This window comes from Erwinia aeris (genome assembly GCF_041224955.1).
Lineage (GTDB): Bacteria > Pseudomonadota > Gammaproteobacteria > Enterobacterales > Enterobacteriaceae > Erwinia > Erwinia aeris.
Window position 1 is genome coordinate 22,710 of record NZ_JBGFFX010000001.1, and the last position, 17,884, is coordinate 40,593.

Consider the following 17,884-nt stretch of genomic DNA (forward strand, 5'->3'; position numbering starts at 1 on the left):
GAAGTTTCCGACGCCCTTTGATAGCGCATTTTCCTTTAATCCCTTGCCACGCCCGATGAAAATAACCGTCCAGCCTCTTGTATTTCTTCTGGCGATAATGATAATCGGTATCGTTTAGATTTACACTTCTTTACCCGCGTGAAAACGCCTTATATGTCTGAAGGTGCCTATGTTTGTGCCGTTCCTGATTATGTTACGCGAAGGACTGGAAGCCGCGCTGATCGTCAGCCTGATTGCCAGCTATTTACAGCGCACGCAGCGCAGCGAGTGGTTCGGCGCAATGTGGCTTGGCGTCTTCATCGCCGCCGCGCTCTGCCTGGTGCTGGGCTATGTGATTAATGAAACCACCGGCGAATTCCCGCAAAGAGAGCAGGAGCTGTTCGAAGGCATGGTGGCGGTGGTGGCCGTTTGTATTCTGACCTGGATGGTGTTCTGGATGCGCAAAGTCTCGCGCAATATTAAAGCGCAGCTGGAAGGCGCGGTGGATAACGCGCTGCAGCGCGGCAAAGGCGGCGGCTGGGCGCTGATTTTTATGGTCTTCCTGGCCGTCGCGCGGGAAGGGCTGGAGTCCGTGTTCTTCCTGCTGGCGGCCTTCCAGCAGGACGTGGGCATTGCGCCGCCGGTCGGCGCCATCCTGGGCCTCGCTACCGCTATCGTGCTGGGTATGCTGATCTACTGGGGCGGCGTGCGGCTGAATATGGCGCTCTTCTTCCGTTGGACCAGCCTGTTTATTCTGCTGGTCGCAGCGGGCCTGGCGGCTGGCGCCATCCGTGCTTTCCATGAGGCCGGACTGTGGAACGCCTTCCAGAGCCAGGCGTTCGATTTCAGCGAGGTGCTCTCCACCAGCACGCTGATGGGCACGCTGCTGGAAGGCCTTTTCGGCTATCAGGAAGCGCCCAGCGTCAGTGAAGTGGTGGTCTGGTTCTGCTATCTCATTCCTGCGCTGATCCTGTTTTTCCTGCCCGGACGCCCGCCAACGACGGCAGTCCGTCTTTAACGCTTTTCCGCTTTCTTATTTAAGGGATTTATCATGATTCGTGGTTTTTCAATGTTACCGCTGGCGGCGGCGTTACTGGCCAGCTTTTCTGCCGTGCAGGCTGCCGACGTGCCGCAGGTAAAAATTGTCGTTAACGACAAACAGTGCGAGCCGATGAGCGTTACCGTTAAAGCCGGTAAAACGCAGTTTGTGATCCAGAACCACAGCCAGAAAGGGCTGGAGTGGGAGATCCTGAAAGGGGTGATGGTAGTGGAGGAGCGCGAAAATATCGCGCCGGGCTTCACGCAAAAGCTGACGGCCAGTCTGCAACCGGGCGAGTATGAGATGACCTGCGGCCTGTTGAGCAATCCCAAAGGTAAGCTGATTGTGCAGGGCGCAGAGGATGCAGCAAGCGCGCAGCCAACGCTGATGCAGCTGACCGGCCCTGTTACCGACTACAAAGCTTACGTGATGCAGGAAGTCGCCGCGCTGGTTACCAGCACGCAAGCCTTTACCGGGGCGGTAAAAGCGGGCGATATCGATAAGGCGAAAGCCCTCTATGCGCCGACGCGCGCTCACTATGAGCGTATCGAACCGATAGCGGAACTGTTCTCCGATCTGGACGGCAGCATTGACGCTCGCGAAGATGATTATGAGCAGAAAGCCGCCGATCCTAAGTTCACCGGCTTCCATCGTCTGGAAAAAGCGCTGTGGGGCGACGGCTCGACCAAAGGTGTGGAAACCTATGCCGACAGGCTTTATGCAGACGTGCAGGCGCTGCAAAAGCGGGTCAGCGAACTGGCATTTCCACCGGGTAAAGTGGTCGGCGGCGCGGCCGGTCTGATTGAAGAAGTGGCTTCCAGCAAAATCTCCGGCGAAGAAGACCGCTACAGCCGCACCGATTTGTGGGATTTTCAGGCCAACGTTGATGGCGCGCAGAAGATCGTGAATTTGCTGCGTCCGATGCTGCAACAGGCCGATCCGGCGCTGCTGGCAAAAATCGACCGTAATTTCAGAAAGGTAGACGCTATCCTGAAGAAATACCGCAGCGGCGACGGCTTTGCCTCCTATGACAAGCTTACCGATGCCGATCGCACTGCGATGAAAGGCCCGATCACGGCGCTGGCGGAAGATCTCGCTCTGCTGCGCGGAACGCTGGGGCTGGATTGAGTTATGAAGCAAGCTGATGACGAGGCGGCTCAGCCTTCACGCCGCCGTCTGCTGAAGGGGATGGGCCTCCTTGGCGGCGCGCTGGCGTTAGCAGGAGGCTGTCCGGCGCATGGCGCGCCGGCGGCCTTTTCGCCCGGCGCGCTGTCGCCCAATGCCCGCCAGCAGAGACAGCCTTTTTACGGGCCGCACCAGGCGGGGATCGTCACGCCACAGCAGGCGTCGATGATGCTGGTGGCTTTTGACGTACTGGCAACGGACAAGGCCGATCTGGAGCGGTTATTTCGTTTGCTGACCGACCGTATCGCTTTTCTGACCAGGGGAGGAGAAGCGCCGCAAACGGTTAATCCGCGTCTGCCGCCGATGGATTCCGGCATTCTGGGCGGTCATATCTACCCGGATAATCTGACCATTACGGTATCGGTCGGCCGCGCCTTGTTTGACGATCGCTACGGATTGCAGGCGCAAAAGCCGCGCAGGCTGCAAACCATGACGCGCTTTCCCAATGATGCGCTGGATGCCGGGCTGTGCCACGGCGATCTGCTGCTGCAAATCTGCGCCAATACCAACGATACGGTGATCCACGCGCTGCGCGATATCATCAAGCATTCGCCGGATTTGCTGAGCGTGCGCTGGCGGCGGGAAGGCTTTATCTCCGATCATGCAGCGCGCAGTCAGGGCAGGGAGACGCCAGTCAATCTGTTGGGCTTTAAGGACGGCACGGCCAATCCCGATACGGCCGACGCGGCGATGATGGATAAAATCCTGTGGGTCACGGCGGATCAGGATGAACCTGCCTGGGCGATCGGCGGCAGCTATCAGGCCGCGCGCATCATTCAGTTCCACGTAGAGTTTTGGGACAGAACGCCACTGCGCGAGCAGGAAACGATCTTTGGCCGGGTGAAGCAGAGCGGCGCGCCGCTGGGAATGACGCACGAACATGATGTACCGGACTATGCCAGCGATCCCGATGGCCTCGTTACGCCGTTAGACGCGCATATTCGCCTGGCTAACCCGCGCACGTCGCAAACGCAGGACAGCCTGATGCTCCGCCGTGGCTACAGCTACTCGCTGGGCGTATCCAATGCCGGTCAGCTGGAGATGGGCCTGTTATTTGTCTGCTATCAGCACGACCTGGAAAAGGGTTTTCTTACCGTACAAAAAAGACTCAACGGCGAGGCGCTGGAGGAATATATCAAACCCGTCGGCGGCGGATATTTCTTTGTGCTGCCTGGCGTCATTGACGAAAAACATTATCTCGGGCAGGCTTTACTTCAGGCCTGAGCCTTTCTTCAGCCTCCCGCCCGCGCCTCGTGCGGGAGGTTGTTTTTTAACCAGAGGCGTTCAGCCGGCTGTTAAACATTTCAGATTACCGCACTCAGCATAAAATAAATTGTTATCTCTTTGATCCTGTTAGGATCCTAATTAACCTGCCGCGTACGCGTTCGCTTATTTGGTACTTTTCGCTTGCCGTCAGGTAAAATTAATGTTGCATTATTCCAGGAATCTGTTGAAATTTAATTATCAGGCGTCAGTTGTTTCCAGTGTGCAACACGGAGATCGCGAATGGACAAGTCCTTTTACGGACATAAGCGTCAGACAAATAGCGTGACAGCTTCCCGGCGCGAGGGCTTTATCGCCCCAATGACTTCCTCTTCCCTTTGCCATTTCAGCCAGTTTATTAACACCCTCCGGTGCCCGGCATCGTCACTCCGCGTACCATTTCTACGGCCAGACAAGGCTTACAAGGAAGCCAGCAAAACCTCTAAAGCGTTCACGTAATCGCACTGCCGTTCCAGGTGCGGGAAATGAAACCAACTGTAAGGTGCCACTATGGGAAGACAGAAAGCAGTGATCAAAGCTCGTCGTGAAGCCAAGCGCGTGCTTCGTAGCGATTCACGCAGTCATCGTCAGCGTGAAGAAGAATCGGTCACCTCGCTGGTGCAGATGGGTGGGCTGGACGCAATCGGCATGGCGCGCGATACCCGCGACCATTCGCCCATTGAGGCCCGTAATGAAGCTCAGGCGCACTATCTTAAAGCCATAGAGAGTAAACAGCTGATTTTCGCTACCGGCGAAGCGGGCTGCGGAAAAACCTGGATTAGCGCCGCCAAAGCGGCCGAAGCCCTGATCAATAAGGATGTCGACAGGATCATCGTCACCAGGCCGGTACTACAGGCAGATGAAGATCTGGGCTTTTTACCCGGTAATATCGCAGAAAAGTTCGCTCCTTATTTTCGACCCGTCTATGACGTTCTGGTTAAACGTCTTGGTTCTTCCTTTATGCAGTACTGCCTGCGTCCCGAAATCGGCAAGGTGGAGATTGCGCCTTTCGCCTATATGCGCGGACGTACCTTTGAAAACGCCGTGGTGATCCTTGATGAGGCGCAAAACGTCACCGCCGCCCAGATGAAAATGTTTCTGACCCGCCTCGGGGAAAACGTCACCGTCATCGTCAATGGCGATATCACGCAATGTGATTTGCCATCGCATGTTCAGTCCGGCCTTAGCGACGCGCTGGCCCGCTTTAAAGAGGACGAGATGATTGGGGTAGTGCGTTTTGGTAAACAAGACTGCGTGCGCTCGGAGCTGTGCCAGCATACGCTGATGGCCTACGGCTAAAACGGGTGCATGTAAATATCGTCTGAAGACAACGCAGTTAATTAACCGCTCATTTTGATAATAAAAAACCGGCCTCCTGCGAGGCCGGTTTTTCCCTTTTCAGAGGAATTTCCCGGGCGAAAAACGCCTGAGTATCATGCCTTACTCCACCTTATCCCAGGCTTGCTGCCAGTGCAGGCCCGTGCCCGGCGCATAGGCCCAGGCCGCGCCCGCACACCAGCCGGTGTAAGGTGCCGATTTACAGGCATAGATGCCGCCCGCTGCGCTTACCCGTTCGCCTGCTTTATAGGCTGTGCCTTCCACATAGGCCGGATAGACTGGCGGTGCTGGCGGTGCTGGCGGTGCTGGCGGTGCTGGCGGTGCTGGCGGTGCTGGCGGTGCCGGCGGCGGCGTAACGGAAATAATTTCCAGAGCATGAGTGCTGATGGCTGAACGCATTCCGTCCGCGCTGGCTGCTTCCAGGTCGACCTGGTAATGACCGCCTGCATAATTTTGCGCCGCGATTGTAAACTCGCGCGCCGTGCTCTGCGCCAGCGTTTTGCCGTTCTGCTTCAGGCTCCACTGCCAGTGGCTGGCGGTAAAGTTGCTCTGGCTCGTCAACGTGATGCTTTCACCTTGTTTAACGCTGGCCGCGCCCTGGATCTGCGCGTGCGGGGCGCTCACGGTTACGGTGACGGTTTTTCTGTCCACAACGCCGCCTGTACCGGTAGCCAGAAGCTCATAGGTCACTTTTCCTGAGGCATTACGAGGGAAAGCGGCCCTGACTATCTTCTGCTGGTGCACTTCTCTCACGATCGGGCCTGACGCCACTTCCTGCAGGCCGGAAGGGCCGTCGCTGGTTACCCGCCAGATAAAGCCTTTACCGGTGCTGCTGCTGCCGTCCAGCTGGTGAATAGTGGCGGTCGTAGAGCGGGACACAAGGCTGAAGTCTTCAGGCACCACGGCTACCGGCACAACGACAGGCTCGGGAGCAACGATTTCTAAAGCATGGGTGCTGGTTGCCGTACGCAGGCCGTCTGCGCTGGTGGCTTCAAGCACCACCTGATAGTGACCGGCGGCATGGTTATTTGTTGCCAGCACAAACTCGCGCGCATTGCTCTGCGCCACGGTTTCTTCACCCTGCTTCAGGCTCCACTGCCAGTGCGTGGCGGTAAAGTTGTCCTGGCCTGTCAGCGTAACGCTGTCGCCATGCTTAACGCTGGCCGGGCCCTGGATCTGCGCGTGCGGCGCAGTCACGGTGACGGTCACGGTTTTTTTATCCACCGAGCCGTCTGAACCGGTTGCCGTCAGCTCATAGGTGACGATGCCTGAGGTGTTGCGGGGAAAAGCGGCGCGGGCCACGGCACCCTGTACTTCTTTTACGATCGGCCCTGACGCCACTTCCTGCAAACCGGCAGCGCCGTCGCTGGTCACCCGCCAGACAAAACTTTTCCCGGTACTTCCGCTGCCGTCCAGTATATGGATGGTGGCGGTAGTAGAACGAGATACGAAGCTGAAGTCTTCAGGCACCACGGCTACCGGCACAACGGCAGGCTCGGGAGCGATAATCTCTAAAGCATGGGTGCTGGTTGCCGTACGCAGGCCGTCTGCGCTGGTGGCTTCAAGCACCACCTGATAGTGACCGGCGGCATGGTTATTTGTCGCAAGGACAAACTCGCGCGCATTGCTTTCCGCCACGGTTTTTTCACCCTGCTTCAGGCTCCACTGCCAGTGTGTGGCGGTAAAGTTGTCCTGGCCTGTCAGCGTTACGCTGTCGCCATGCTTAACGCTGGCCGGGCCCTGGATCTGCGCGTGCGGCGCAGTTACGGTGACGGTCACGGTTTTTTTATCCACCGAGCCGTCTGAACCGGTTGCCGTCAGCTCATAGGTGACTATGCCTGAGGTATTGCGAGGAAAAGCGGCGCGGGCCACGGCACCCTGTACTTCTCTTACGATCGGGCCTGACGCCACTTCCTGCAGGCCGGAAGGGCCGTCGCTGGTCACCCGCCAGACAAAACTTTTACCTGTGCTCCTGCTGCCGTCCAGCTGGTGGATGGCGGCGGTGGTGGAACGGGAGATAAGGCTGAAATCGTCAGGTACTACGGCAACCGGCTTCACGACTGGTGTGGTAGAGGTGATCTCTAACACATGGGTGCTTCTGCCGGTATGCATACCGTCTGCGCTGGTCGCTTCCAGCTCGACCGCATATTTCCCAGGCGCATAGCCCCGTGTATTCAGAGTAAACTGGCGCGATGTACTTTGAGCAATCGTCTGGCTGCCGTTTATCAGGCGCCACTGCCAGCGGGTAGCGGTAAAGTTTACCTGACCGTTCAGGGTAACGGTATCGCCCTGTTTAACGCTGGCCGCACCCTGAATTTGCGCACGTGGAGCGGTAACGGTAACGGTAACAATTTTTTTATCCACCCGGCCGTTGGAGCCATGCACCGTCAGTTCATAAACAGCCTGGCCGGAAGAGTTGGCAGGGAAGGCGGCTCTGACGTTCGCGACGTTGTGGATTTCTCTGACGACAGGACCAGAAGGGACTTCCTGCAAGCCCATGGGGCCGTCGCTTAATACTTTCCAGACGTGGCCGTAACCGTCACTGGATCTGCCGTCCAGCTCGCGGATTAACGTAGTATTGCTACGCGAAAGGATGCTGAAATTACCCGGCACCACGGCTTTCGGCGTTACGTTGCTGTAAAACCTTGAGATCATTCCACGCCGTTCATTGAGCCGACGAGCGTTGTCCTCATACTGTGCAGTTCCGGTAGGCGTATTGCGGAAGAGAACGCGCGGGTTGGAAAACATATTGACCTGGCTACAGTTAGGGGAGCAGTTGTAGGCCATGATGGTGCGCCATCTGTCCATCCCTGTGCCCAGACGCCGGTAGCCATGTTGATAGCAAGGGGAACCATAAGGGTTACCGCCATTCTGGGCTCTGTCGTGTTGCAGCCCGATATTGTGACCCATTTCATGGGCAAACGTATTGGTTTCGGTGAAGGCAAGATAGTTGACTACGGCATGAGCGCTTTCTCTGGTCGCATTGACCCAGGCTATGCCGTTGAGATCTCTACGAACTGCCAACAGAACTACCAGATCGGCCTCGTGCTGTTGTCTGAAGGCAAGGATAGCGTTGCGCAATTCGCCATTCATATCTCGCAGCATTTGGCTCTGGGTACTTTTCTCGTTGTAATCAGGATTCAGTACGCCAGCGTTAACAAAAGTGATGCGAACGTTACTGTTTAAGGCACCCTGATTTACTTTTTCAAAAGCAAGTTTGGCCAGCGCATCAAAATCTAATGAAGAGAAAGCCGCACGGGACTGATTGGTGGTCACCAGACCCACCCGGATAACCACCTGTTGCGAAGGGGCCGGATCCTCATAATTTCCCGGTGCCGGGCAGTTAACCCTGGTTTCCGGGGCGCTGAAGACCTCGTCATGCTTTTCTTTTTCAGCGACTTTATTTGCATCCACTTTAATAATAACCAGTGAATTTTTTTCCTGAGCCAGCGGCAGGATCTGAAAGGTGTCACCTTTGAACGTTAGCGAACCATAGATTTTGCCCTGTTTGATAATCAGGATCGCCGTATTTTCCGGATCGGGATTGCCGTTGGATAACCGATTGGTAATAGGGGCGGCAATTTCACCTGTCCAGGTGAGGCTGCCGTCTTCGTCTTTCTTTTCAGACCAGCGTTGAAAAGTGACGTGCCCGCCATCCGGCAGCGTCAGGCTGACGCTGTCAATATCCTGCGGGGGAATATTGTCCGTACTCTTAAGCAGCGCCATTTTTTCCGTAATGGGGGAGGCGGATAAATTACGTAAATAACGGTTGTGCGATACAATCGATTTTTCGTTGGTGTTATGTAAGACAGCAAGCTTAAGCACTGCTGCATGCGAGGCGCTGCCGCACATAAATAATATAAGAGTGATGCACCTGACAAGGTGCGATAAAATTCGCTTCATGTTTTCCTGCTATTAGTCAAAGGAGTTATTATTGGCTTTATATACGGATGGTCTTATTTATTAGTCGTTTAGAACCTTTATAAGGTGGTCGTTATTTATTGTCAGCTGAAAATTCCCATGGTACTACGCCAGAATATTTCCGGGTTATCTTATGGTCAGCGGAATTTAAATTTAAACTATTAAGATGACTGTTTTATAGTGTTACAGGTGACGTATTTCTTCAAGGTTAAAAATTGACATGCGGATGGCAGAATTTGCCGGGTAAAAATCGAGTTAATATTTTGTGTCAGGTCTGCTGTTTTTAAAATAAAGATACCGGGCGGAAAACTCCGCCGCGACTTTTATTATATAGCCTGTTGGATTTGGCTTATCGCCAACTGTAAAATTTTATTAACGTACAGGCAGGCTGCTGCTTTGCTGATGACGGCATCGGGTTTTATCCCTGGAGGCAGCTGATCGCAGGCAGCACCACGCTGGTGGAGTGGTGCTGCCTGCGATCGACTGCATGACCATGGCTAAGCGACAGGCTTACTGAAGGGTAAAAGCTAAGGTCGGGATACAGCCTTATCAGCCGGCTCCTTTTTGTTTTATATCCTTATGCTTGATGTTTTTTTCAAAATTCCTGCAAATACCTTAGCGTGGCTCAAGCTTTTCACCTTGCACCGGAAACGGTTTTTTTATGAATTAAATCGCTATCATCATAATTAAAAAGGATTTTTTACTTTCTTTTTTTCTGTTTTTAACGGCCTTCTTGTTTTTTAACTGTTTTATTAATCACTTATATGAATGTCTGCGTGTTCAACAGCAAAAAATAAGCAGATTTACTAAAGCTTACGAAAGGCAGGCCGATAAAGCACGGGTATAACAGAAACGATGTTTGCACCTTTAATCTTCTGAGAGCGTGGAAAAGATGTTTAAAAACTTTTCGGTCAGTACGAAATTTATAGCGGCTTTTGGCGTCGTGGCAGCCTTATTACTGCTGCTGTGCGGCACTTTTTACGTTAACTTTTCGCGCATTGTAAACTCCAATAACTGGAACGTGCATACCTGGCGTGTCATCGATGAAAGCCGATCGCTGACCCAAAGCCTGGTGAATATGGAAACCGGGCTGCGCGGCTATGCAGTAAACGGTAAAGAAGAGATGCTGGCGCCGTGGCAGGAAGGTCAGAAAGCCTTTTCTCAGCACGTGCAGAAGGCGCGCTCTTTGACGTCGGATAATGAAAGACAGCAGGATAGGCTGAGCAAACTGACCGCGCAGGAACAGGCGTGGGAAGCCTCTTTTGTTACGCCGCTGATGAAAAATCGCCAGGCGCTGAACACCGGCGCGCTCTCTTATGAAACGTTTCTGGCGGCTTTTAATGCCAACACGGGCAAAGCGCAGATGGACGGAATGCGGAAGATCATCGATGAACTTGCTGCCGAAGAGAAGGGCTTACTGGCGGAAAGGCAACTCACCGTTGATGCTACCGAAGCGCAAACCAAGCTGACCCTGATCGTTGGCGCGCTTGCCGGGCTGGCTATCGCCTCTCTGCTGGGCTATCTGCTGTCGCGTGCGATTACCGTCCCTCTGCGCCAGGCTGTTAAAGCGGCGCGCTCTATCGCGGATGGCGATTTAACATCGGTACTGATCCCGCAGTCAAAAGATGAAACCGGCGTGCTGATTGCTACTTTTGCAGAGATGCAGGAGCAGCTAAGAAAAGTCGTTTCGGAGATCCAGAACGCCGCCGCTTCTATCGATAGCGCCGCAAAAGAGGTTTCTATGGGCAATACCGATCTGTCCAGCCGAACTGAACAGCAGGCCGCGTCGCTTGAAGAAACGTCAGCCAGTATGGAACAGCTGACCGCCACAGTGCGCCAGAACTCTTCTAACGCACAACATGCCAGCAGCCTCGCTTCTGACGCGTCACGCGTGGCGGAGCATGGTGGCGCAGTGGTAGGAAAAGTCGTGTCCACCATGTCCGCTATTCATGACAGCTCGAACAGCGTGGCTGAAATCATCAGCACGATAGAAAGCATCGCGTTCCAGACGAACATTCTGGCGCTTAATGCCGCGGTGGAAGCTGCTCGCGCTGGTGAACAGGGCCGGGGCTTTGCCGTCGTGGCTTCGGAAGTCAGGGCGCTGGCCCAGCGAAGCGCGGTAGCCGCTAAAGAAATTAAAACGCTGATCGAAACATCAAGCCTGCGTATTACAGAAGGTAGCCAGCTGGTGGCCAATGCCGGAAAAACTATGGATGACATCGTTGCTTCCATCGGCAATGTTTCCGGCATTATGTCGGAGATTTTTTCAGCGTCGGGCGAGCAGGTCAACGGTATTGAGCATGTAAGCATTGCGGTCAGCCAGATGGACGAAGTGACCCAGCAGAACGCCGCGCTGGTGCAGGAAGCCGCCGCTGCGGCCGCTTCGCTGGAAGATCAGGCTGCGCAGCTGACTCGTGCTATTGCCGTATTTAAAGTTGCCTGATGCCATATGGCCAGGCGGTAAAAAAGAGATTGGCCATAAAAAAAGCCTGAACGTGAGTTCAGGCTTTTTCTTTGAATATGGCGATGAGGAAGGGATTGACTCGCTTTGCTCGCCCTGCGGGCAGTTCGGCCGCGGGACGTCCGAACTGTCCAACCGGCTGAAGCCGGTTGTCGAACCCGGTCAAGGGTTCTCACCCTTCCTCGTGGGGAATATGCATAAAAAAAAGCCTGAACGTGAGTTCAGGCTCTTTCTTTAAATATGGCGGTGAGGAAGGGATTCGAACCCTTGATACGTTGCCGTATACACACTTTCCAGGCGTGCTCCTTCAGCCACTCGGACACCTCACCATATTGTAAACTTCATCCCCCTCTCGGGCGACGGGGCGCTACTATAGGGAGTCCGGGCCGAACGGTCAAGGGAATTTTCTCTTTTTATTCTGGCAGGTTAAGCGGTAAGCAGGCCGCGCTCGCTGTCGATTGAGAAACGCACAGGTGTAGTCATCAAGTTGCCATGCGGCCGACACAAAAGCGTCACGATTGTGTCGCAAACTAAACGCCTGAAATTTTTAGAAACGTTTTCTCATGGAGCCGTCTGATGAAAAAAAGCCTGTTTACGCTTTCCTTTACCGCCACGCTGTTATCCATCACGCTTTGCGCCCAGGCCGCCGATTATCAGCGTGCCGCACAGGGAGATATTACACAGCCCGGCGGCGCTCGCCGTTTAAGCGAGGATCAGACCGAAGCGCTGAAAGCTTCACTGAGCAGTAAAACAGCTAAAAACGTTATCCTGCTGATCGGTGACGGTATGGGCGACTCCGAAATTACCGCCGCGCGTAACTATGCTGAAGGCGCAGGTGGCTTTTTCAAAGGCATCGATGCGCTGCCGCTGACCGGTCAGTATACGCATTACTCGCTGGACAAAAAAACGCATAAGCCCGATTACGTTACGGATTCCGCCGCTTCGGCAACGGCGTGGAGCACCGGCGTAAAATCTTATAACGGGGCGATCGGCGTGGATGTGAACGGTAAAGATCATCAGACGATTATGGAAAGGGCAAAGGCAGCAGGTAAAGCGACCGGCAACGTCTCTACCGCAGAGCTGGAAGACGCTACGCCCGCCGCGCAGATGGCGCATGTGACCTCCCGTAAATGCTATGGCCCGGAGAAAACCAGCGAGCTGTGCGCAGGCAACGCGCTGGAAAAGGGCGGCAAAGGATCTATTGCCGAACAATTGTTGAACGCCCGTGTTGACGTCACTTTCGGCGGCGGCGGCAAAACCTTTGCCGAAAGCGCTAAGGCAGGCGAGTGGCAGGGCAAGACGCTGAGCGAGCAGGCGAAGCTGCGCGGCTACCAGCTGATTGATAACCTTGACGGCATGAACGCTATTACCGAAGCCACGCAGGATAAACCCGTGCTGGGCCTGTTCGCGGATGGCAATATGCCGGTGCGCTGGAAAGGGCCGAAAGCGACCCTGCACGGTAATCTGGAAGGCAACCCCATCAGCTGCGAGGTAAACAGCGATCGTCCTGCTTCCACGCCAACGCTGGCGCAGATGACCGATAAGGCTATCCAGCTGCTGAGCAAAAATCAGAACGGTTTCTTCTTACAGGTGGAAGGCGCGTCGATCGATAAGCAGGATCATGCAGCAAACCCCTGCGGCCAGATTGGCGAAACGGTAGATTTGGATGAGGCAGTACAGAAAGCGCTGGAGTTTGCCCGTAAAGACGGCAACACGCTGGTTATTGTCACGGCGGACCATGCGCATTCCAGCCAGATTATCCCTAACGACAGTAAGGCTCCCGGCCTGACGCAAAAGCTGGCAACTAAAGAGGGCGGCCTGATGACTATCAGCTACGGTAACTCGGAAGAGGACTCGCAGGAGCATACCGGCACGCAGCTGCGCATCGCCGCTTATGGGCCACACGCCGCTAACGTGGTCGGGCTGACCGATCAGACCGATCTGTTTTATACCATGAAGGCCGCGATGGAAATTAAGTAGTCTTTATAAAAACTGATTGATTATATAAAAGCACTGTTGCTGAAAGGTAACGGTGCTTTTTTATTTGCCTTGTTTACTTAGGGTTTATTTCTTCCTGGCGTAATAATGACCAGGCTGGCTCCATTATTCCTGTATCAGGACAGGTTGTTAATAAGGGGCCGGGGAAGTGTATTTATTTAAGAAGATTGAGCATCAGGGTAAAATTTTTCGTCACCTTTTACAGAAAGAAGAAAAATATTTGCTAACGACCTACCGCAAAAGACACTGTGGAGCAGATGTTTTCCGCAATCCTGAGTCGTTGAATGAAAAAATTATCCACCGTATGCTCTACACAAGCAACGATCTTTATACCCAACTGGCTGATAAATACCTGGCCCGTGACTACGTTGCAAAGAAAATCGGCGAAAACTATTTGATCCCATTGCTGGGCGTGTGGCGGCGCACGGCGGATATTGACTATGCTGCATTACCCGATAAATTTGTACTCAAATGCAACCATGATAGCGGCAGCTGCCAGATGGTGTTTGCCAAAGATGCGGCAGCAATAGCGCGCTATAATAAAAAGCTCGATTTTTTTCTTAATCGTAACTTTTACTATGTCTCGCTGGAATGGCAATACAAAAACATTCCACCCTTTATCCTGGCCGAGCAGTATATAGATATTTTTGCGAACGCCAATCCGGATATTACACCGGAACTTTACCGCGTTCACTGCTTTCATCAAAAAGCGAAATTTACAGAGGCGGATTTTACGGATGCCGCCGGAAATAAGCTGACCAATATTTATGATGAAGGCTGGCGCCTGCAGCCGTTTACTATGGGGCAGAGCAATAATCCGCGCGACATTCCCCGGCCCGCTGGCTATGCCAGGCTGCTTGAACTGGCGGAAACGCTCGCAGAGGGTATTGATTACTGCCGGGTGGATTTCTTTATGCATAAAGAAAATATCTGGTTTAGTGAAATGACCTTTACGCCAGAGAGAGGCAAGATAAAGTTTTCGCCAAGAATATGGGATTACCGGCTTGGCGAGCTGTGGCAACTGCCGTCAGACATCAATAAATAAGTTGGGCATAAAAAAAGCCTGAACGTGAGTTCAGGCTCTTTCTTTAAATATGGCGGTGAGGAAGGGATTCGAACCCTTGATACGTTGCCGTATACACACTTTCCAGGCGTGCTCCTTCAGCCACTCGGACACCTCACCATATTGTTACGCAAGCTTGCTGCGTGGCCGGTAATGTAGGGAAAAGTCGTGCGCGGGTCAACACCCTTTCTGCACTTTTCCGCTCGTTTACTCATTTTTGCAGCAGGCTGCTGCTAAATTCGGCAAAAGGACCGTTTACTAAAGTAAAACGCAACGGTATCAGCGCAATTGGCCGAACAATGTGCATAATGATTCGCTTTATCAGGCTAAAAAATCACGAGGCCACAGTGACTATCCAGACTAAAAACGGTGGAGCGACAGGGCAGGAAGGTACGCGCGCGCTTTTCTTTATCCAGATTTTCGCCACCCTTGGCTTTGCCGTGCTCTATTCCACCCTGGTGCTTTATGCCACCAAACGACTCGGCTTCAGCGAGGCGCAGGCCAACGCCATGATGGGCGTGTTCGGCGCTTTCAACTACGGGCTGCATCTGTTTGGCGGCTACCTCGGCGGACGCTACCTCAGCAACCGTAACCTGTTTGTGCTGGGTATGGTGTTGCAGGTCATTGGTTGTTGGATCCTCTCCGGGCAAAGCGCGGACGGGCTGTACTGGGGGCTGGCGATGTTCCTCACCGGCAGCGGCCTGAACGTAACCTGTATCAATATGATGCTGACCCAGCGTTTTACGCCGGAAGACAGCCGTCGCGAAAGCGCCTTCCTGTGGAACTACGCCGGGATGAACCTGGGCTTCTTTATCGGCTTCACCGGCGCGGGCTATTTCCAGTTACAGGAGCATTACCAGGCGCTGTTCCTGTTCGCCACGCTGGGCAACGCCGTCGCCATCGTTATTTCTCTGCTGCGCTGGAAAACGCTGGCGGATATCGATACGCCGCTGCTGCACGTCAACAAATCGCAGCTGCGGCTGCGGATGCTGGCGGGCCTGCTGATCCTGGTGGTGCTGGTGCCGATTATCCGCCTGATGCTGACCCATGCTGATTTTACCGGCACTTTTGTCCTGATCCTTGGCGCGGTTGTTTTCCTGTTGCTTGCCGCCACTACGCTGCGACATCGCCCACGGGAAGAACAGCGCCGAATGGCCGCCTACTTGATCCTGGCATTGGGCGCGCTGGTGTTCTGGACGCTTTACCAGCTGGCGCCGATGGGGCTGATGCTGTTTACCGAACACAATATTATGCTGAACGTTTGGGGCATCCGGGTTGCGCCGCAGTGGGTGCAAAACATCAATACGCTGGTGATTGTTTTCGGCGGGCCGCTGTTGGCAATGGGCTTTCGTAACATGCGCGAGCGTGGCTGGCGCATCGATATTCCTTTGCAGTTCGCTTCTTCGCTGTTCTGTATCGGGCTGGGGATGCTGGTCTTACCCGTGGGTATTATGCTGGCCGGCGGCGACGGCATGGTGGCGTTCAAATGGATCGCGATCAGCTACATTCTGCAAAGCCTGGCCGAGCTGCTGATTTCGCCGGTTGGCTACGCGATGATCGGCAGGTTGGCGCCGCTACGTTATCAGGGCGTGATGATGGGCTGCTGGATGATGGTAACAGGCGTCGCGTCGGTGCTGGCCGGTCACGTTTCCGGCATGATGCCGGAGAACAGCGGCAGTTCGCCTGCGCTGACCAACCCTGGCTACAGCCATATCTTTATGCTGCTGGGCTGCGGCAGCGTCGCCACAGGTCTGATCCTGCTGCTGTTGATGCCGCTGCTGCGCAGGCTTATCCAGACGACACGCTAGCCAGGGGGGCCATAACGGCCCCCTTATTTTTTGCTTGCCACGGGCTGCATTTTCCCCGAGCCTGAAGGAAAAACAGGAGAAGCCGCGTGGATATCATTTTTTATCATCCTTCCTTTAATGCAAAAAAATGGCAGGCCGGATTAGAGCAGCGTTTGCCGCAGGCCCGCGTGCGTGAATGGACACCGGGCGATCGGGCTCCTGCAGATTACGCGCTGGTGCGCCAGCCGCCGGTAGCGATGCTGCAGGGCCGTACGGATTTAAAAGGCGTTTTTGCGCTGGGCGCGGGCGTGGATGATATTCTCAACCAGCTGCGCGAACATCCGCAGATGCTGGCGGCTGGCGTGCCGCTGTTTCGTCTGGAGGATACCGGCATGGGTCGCCAGATGCAGGAATATGCGGTCTGGCACGTGCTGGGCTGGTTCCGCCGCTTTAACGACTATCAGCAGCAGAAAAGCCAGGCGCTGTGGCAGCCGCTGCGCAACCCTGGCCGGGACGCCTTTACCATCGGCATTCTGGGCGCGGGCGTGTTGGGGCGCAGCGTGGCGGAAAGCCTGCGCTACTGGGGTTTTCCGGTGCGCTGCTGGAGCCGTACGCCGAAAACGCTGCCGGGCGTCACCAGTTTCCACGGCGAAGCGCAGCTGAGCGAGTTTCTTTCCGGCACCCGCGTGCTGATTAACCTGTTGCCGAACACGCCGCAAACCGTCGGCATTCTGAACCGTGGTTTACTGAGTCAGCTTCAGCCGGAGGCTTATCTGATTAATCTGGCGCGCGGCGCGCATCTGGTGGAAGAAGATCTGCTGGCGGCGCTGGCGGCGGGCGAAATCAAGGCGGCGGCGCTGGACGTTTTTGCGCAGGAGCCGCTGGCGCAGGATCATCCTTTCTGGACGCATCCGGCTATCGCCATCACGCCGCATAATGCAGCTGTCACCTTGCCGGAGGAAGCTATGGACTACATTGCTGACGCCATCCGCCAGCGTGAAGCGGGTGATATGCCCGCCGGTCAGGTCGATCTGGCGCGAGGCTACTAACTCGTCCGGGCCGAGTGCCCGTCAACAAGGAGAAATTATGTACCCTGTCGATCTTCATATGCACACCGTTGCCAGCACCCATGCCTATAGCACGCTGCGTGACTACGTCCAGCAGGCGCAAACCTGCGGCGTCAAACTGCTGGCGATCACCGATCACGGCCCCGATATGGCCGATGCGCCGCACCACTGGCATTTTATCAATATGCGAGTCTGGCCGCGCGTGGTGGACGGCATTGGCATCCTGCGCGGTATTGAAGCCAATATTAAAAACCTGGCGGGCGATATCGACTGCACCGGGCCGATGATGGAGGCCATGGATATCGTGGTGGCAGGCTTTCACGAGCCGGTTTTCGCACCGCGCGACAAGGCGACCAATACCGAAGCGATGATCGCCGCCATGGCCAGCGGCAACGTGCATATCATCAGCCATCCGGGCAACCCGAAGTACCCTGTTGATATTCCTGCTATTGCCGAGGCCGCCGCAAAATATGAGGTGGCGCTGGAGCTGAACAACTCCTCTTTTACCCACTCGCGCAAGGGTAGCGAGCCTAACTGTCGTGCTATTGCAGCCGCAGTACGCGATGCCGGCGGCTGGATCGCCTGCGGCTCGGATTCCCATACTGCCTTTACGCTGGGCAATTTTGAGCATTGTCTGCGGATCATGAAGGAAGTGGATTTTCCCGAAGAACGCGTATTAAATGTCACGCCGCGCCGCCTGCTGGATTTTTTACAGCGCAGAACCGGCACGACCATTACAGAATTTGCTGACCTGTGACGTTGTCACGCTTAACGCTATGGACC

Annotated in this window: 11 protein-coding genes and 2 tRNA genes; 10 read left to right on the plus strand and 3 right to left on the minus strand. The window is 54.8% G+C overall.

Annotated elements, in window-relative coordinates:
* Positions 1 to 169: 169 nt before the first annotated feature.
* The 4 genes from efeU (at position 170) to phoH (ending at position 4,765) form a co-directional block, all read left to right on the plus strand.
* A complete protein-coding gene (efeU, locus tag AB6T85_RS00110) occupies positions 170 to 997 on the plus strand; it encodes an iron uptake transporter permease EfeU (protein WP_253460556.1) in 828 nt (275 codons plus the stop codon).
* Between the two features lie 33 nt (positions 998 to 1,030).
* Positions 1,031 to 2,146 carry an iron uptake system protein EfeO gene (efeO, locus tag AB6T85_RS00115; RefSeq protein ID WP_369894549.1) on the plus strand — a complete coding sequence of 372 codons (1,116 nt, stop codon included), beginning with the start codon at positions 1,031 to 1,033 and terminating at the stop codon, positions 2,144 to 2,146.
* Positions 2,147 to 2,149: 3 nt separating this feature from the next.
* The gene (gene efeB / locus AB6T85_RS00120; RefSeq protein ID WP_301729416.1) at positions 2,150 to 3,427 is read left to right on the plus strand and encodes an iron uptake transporter deferrochelatase/peroxidase subunit; all 1,278 of its coding nucleotides are present in this window, start codon (positions 2,150 to 2,152) and stop codon (positions 3,425 to 3,427) included.
* A 549-nt stretch (positions 3,428 to 3,976) separates the two neighbouring features.
* On the plus strand, positions 3,977 to 4,765 hold the full coding sequence (gene phoH / locus AB6T85_RS00125) for a phosphate starvation-inducible protein PhoH (RefSeq protein WP_125290939.1): 789 nt from the start codon (positions 3,977 to 3,979) through the stop codon (positions 4,763 to 4,765).
* Positions 4,766 to 4,906: 141 nt separating this feature from the next.
* Here the strand turns inward: phoH and AB6T85_RS00130 are convergent, their stop codons facing one another.
* A complete protein-coding gene (locus tag AB6T85_RS00130; protein WP_369894550.1) occupies positions 4,907 to 8,530 on the minus strand; it encodes a M12 family metallo-peptidase in 3,624 nt (1,207 codons plus the stop codon).
* A gap of 1,087 nt (positions 8,531 to 9,617) precedes the next feature.
* Between AB6T85_RS00130 and AB6T85_RS00135 the strand changes: the two genes are divergently transcribed.
* On the plus strand, positions 9,618 to 11,168 hold the full coding sequence (locus tag AB6T85_RS00135; RefSeq protein ID WP_301253391.1) for a methyl-accepting chemotaxis protein: 1,551 nt from the start codon (positions 9,618 to 9,620) through the stop codon (positions 11,166 to 11,168).
* A 259-nt stretch (positions 11,169 to 11,427) separates the two neighbouring features.
* Here the strand turns inward: AB6T85_RS00135 and AB6T85_RS00140 are convergent.
* Positions 11,428 to 11,515: transfer RNA gene (locus AB6T85_RS00140), tRNA-Ser, on the minus strand.
* A gap of 247 nt (positions 11,516 to 11,762) precedes the next feature.
* Between AB6T85_RS00140 and phoA the strand changes: the two genes are divergently transcribed.
* Positions 11,763 to 13,166, plus strand: a complete 1,404-nt coding sequence (gene phoA, locus AB6T85_RS00145) for an alkaline phosphatase (protein ID WP_301253566.1) — start codon at positions 11,763 to 11,765, stop codon at positions 13,164 to 13,166.
* A 166-nt stretch (positions 13,167 to 13,332) separates the two neighbouring features.
* Entirely contained in the window at positions 13,333 to 14,229 is an 897-nt protein-coding gene (locus AB6T85_RS00150) for an ATP-grasp fold amidoligase family protein (RefSeq protein WP_301729420.1), read from the plus strand.
* 50 nt (positions 14,230 to 14,279) lie between these two features.
* Here AB6T85_RS00150 and AB6T85_RS00155 read toward each other — a convergent pair.
* A tRNA-Ser gene (locus tag AB6T85_RS00155) sits at positions 14,280 to 14,367 on the minus strand.
* Between the two features lie 227 nt (positions 14,368 to 14,594).
* On the opposite strand from AB6T85_RS00155, the gene AB6T85_RS00160 reads away from it, so the two are divergent.
* The 3 genes from AB6T85_RS00160 to AB6T85_RS00170 all read left to right on the plus strand — a co-directional run bounded on the left by AB6T85_RS00160 (position 14,595) and on the right by AB6T85_RS00170 (position 17,858).
* On the plus strand, positions 14,595 to 16,055 hold the full coding sequence (locus AB6T85_RS00160; protein WP_301252253.1) for a peptide MFS transporter: 1,461 nt from the start codon (positions 14,595 to 14,597) through the stop codon (positions 16,053 to 16,055).
* 86 nt (positions 16,056 to 16,141) lie between these two features.
* Complete coding sequence (gene ghrA / locus AB6T85_RS00165) at positions 16,142 to 17,083, plus strand: glyoxylate/hydroxypyruvate reductase GhrA (protein ID WP_253460573.1); 942 nt, start codon at positions 16,142 to 16,144, stop codon at positions 17,081 to 17,083.
* A 37-nt stretch (positions 17,084 to 17,120) separates the two neighbouring features.
* Positions 17,121 to 17,858: a phosphatase gene (locus AB6T85_RS00170; RefSeq protein ID WP_253460576.1), complete on the plus strand. Its 738-nt coding sequence runs from the start codon at positions 17,121 to 17,123 to the stop codon at positions 17,856 to 17,858.
* Positions 17,859 to 17,884 lie beyond the last annotated feature (26 nt).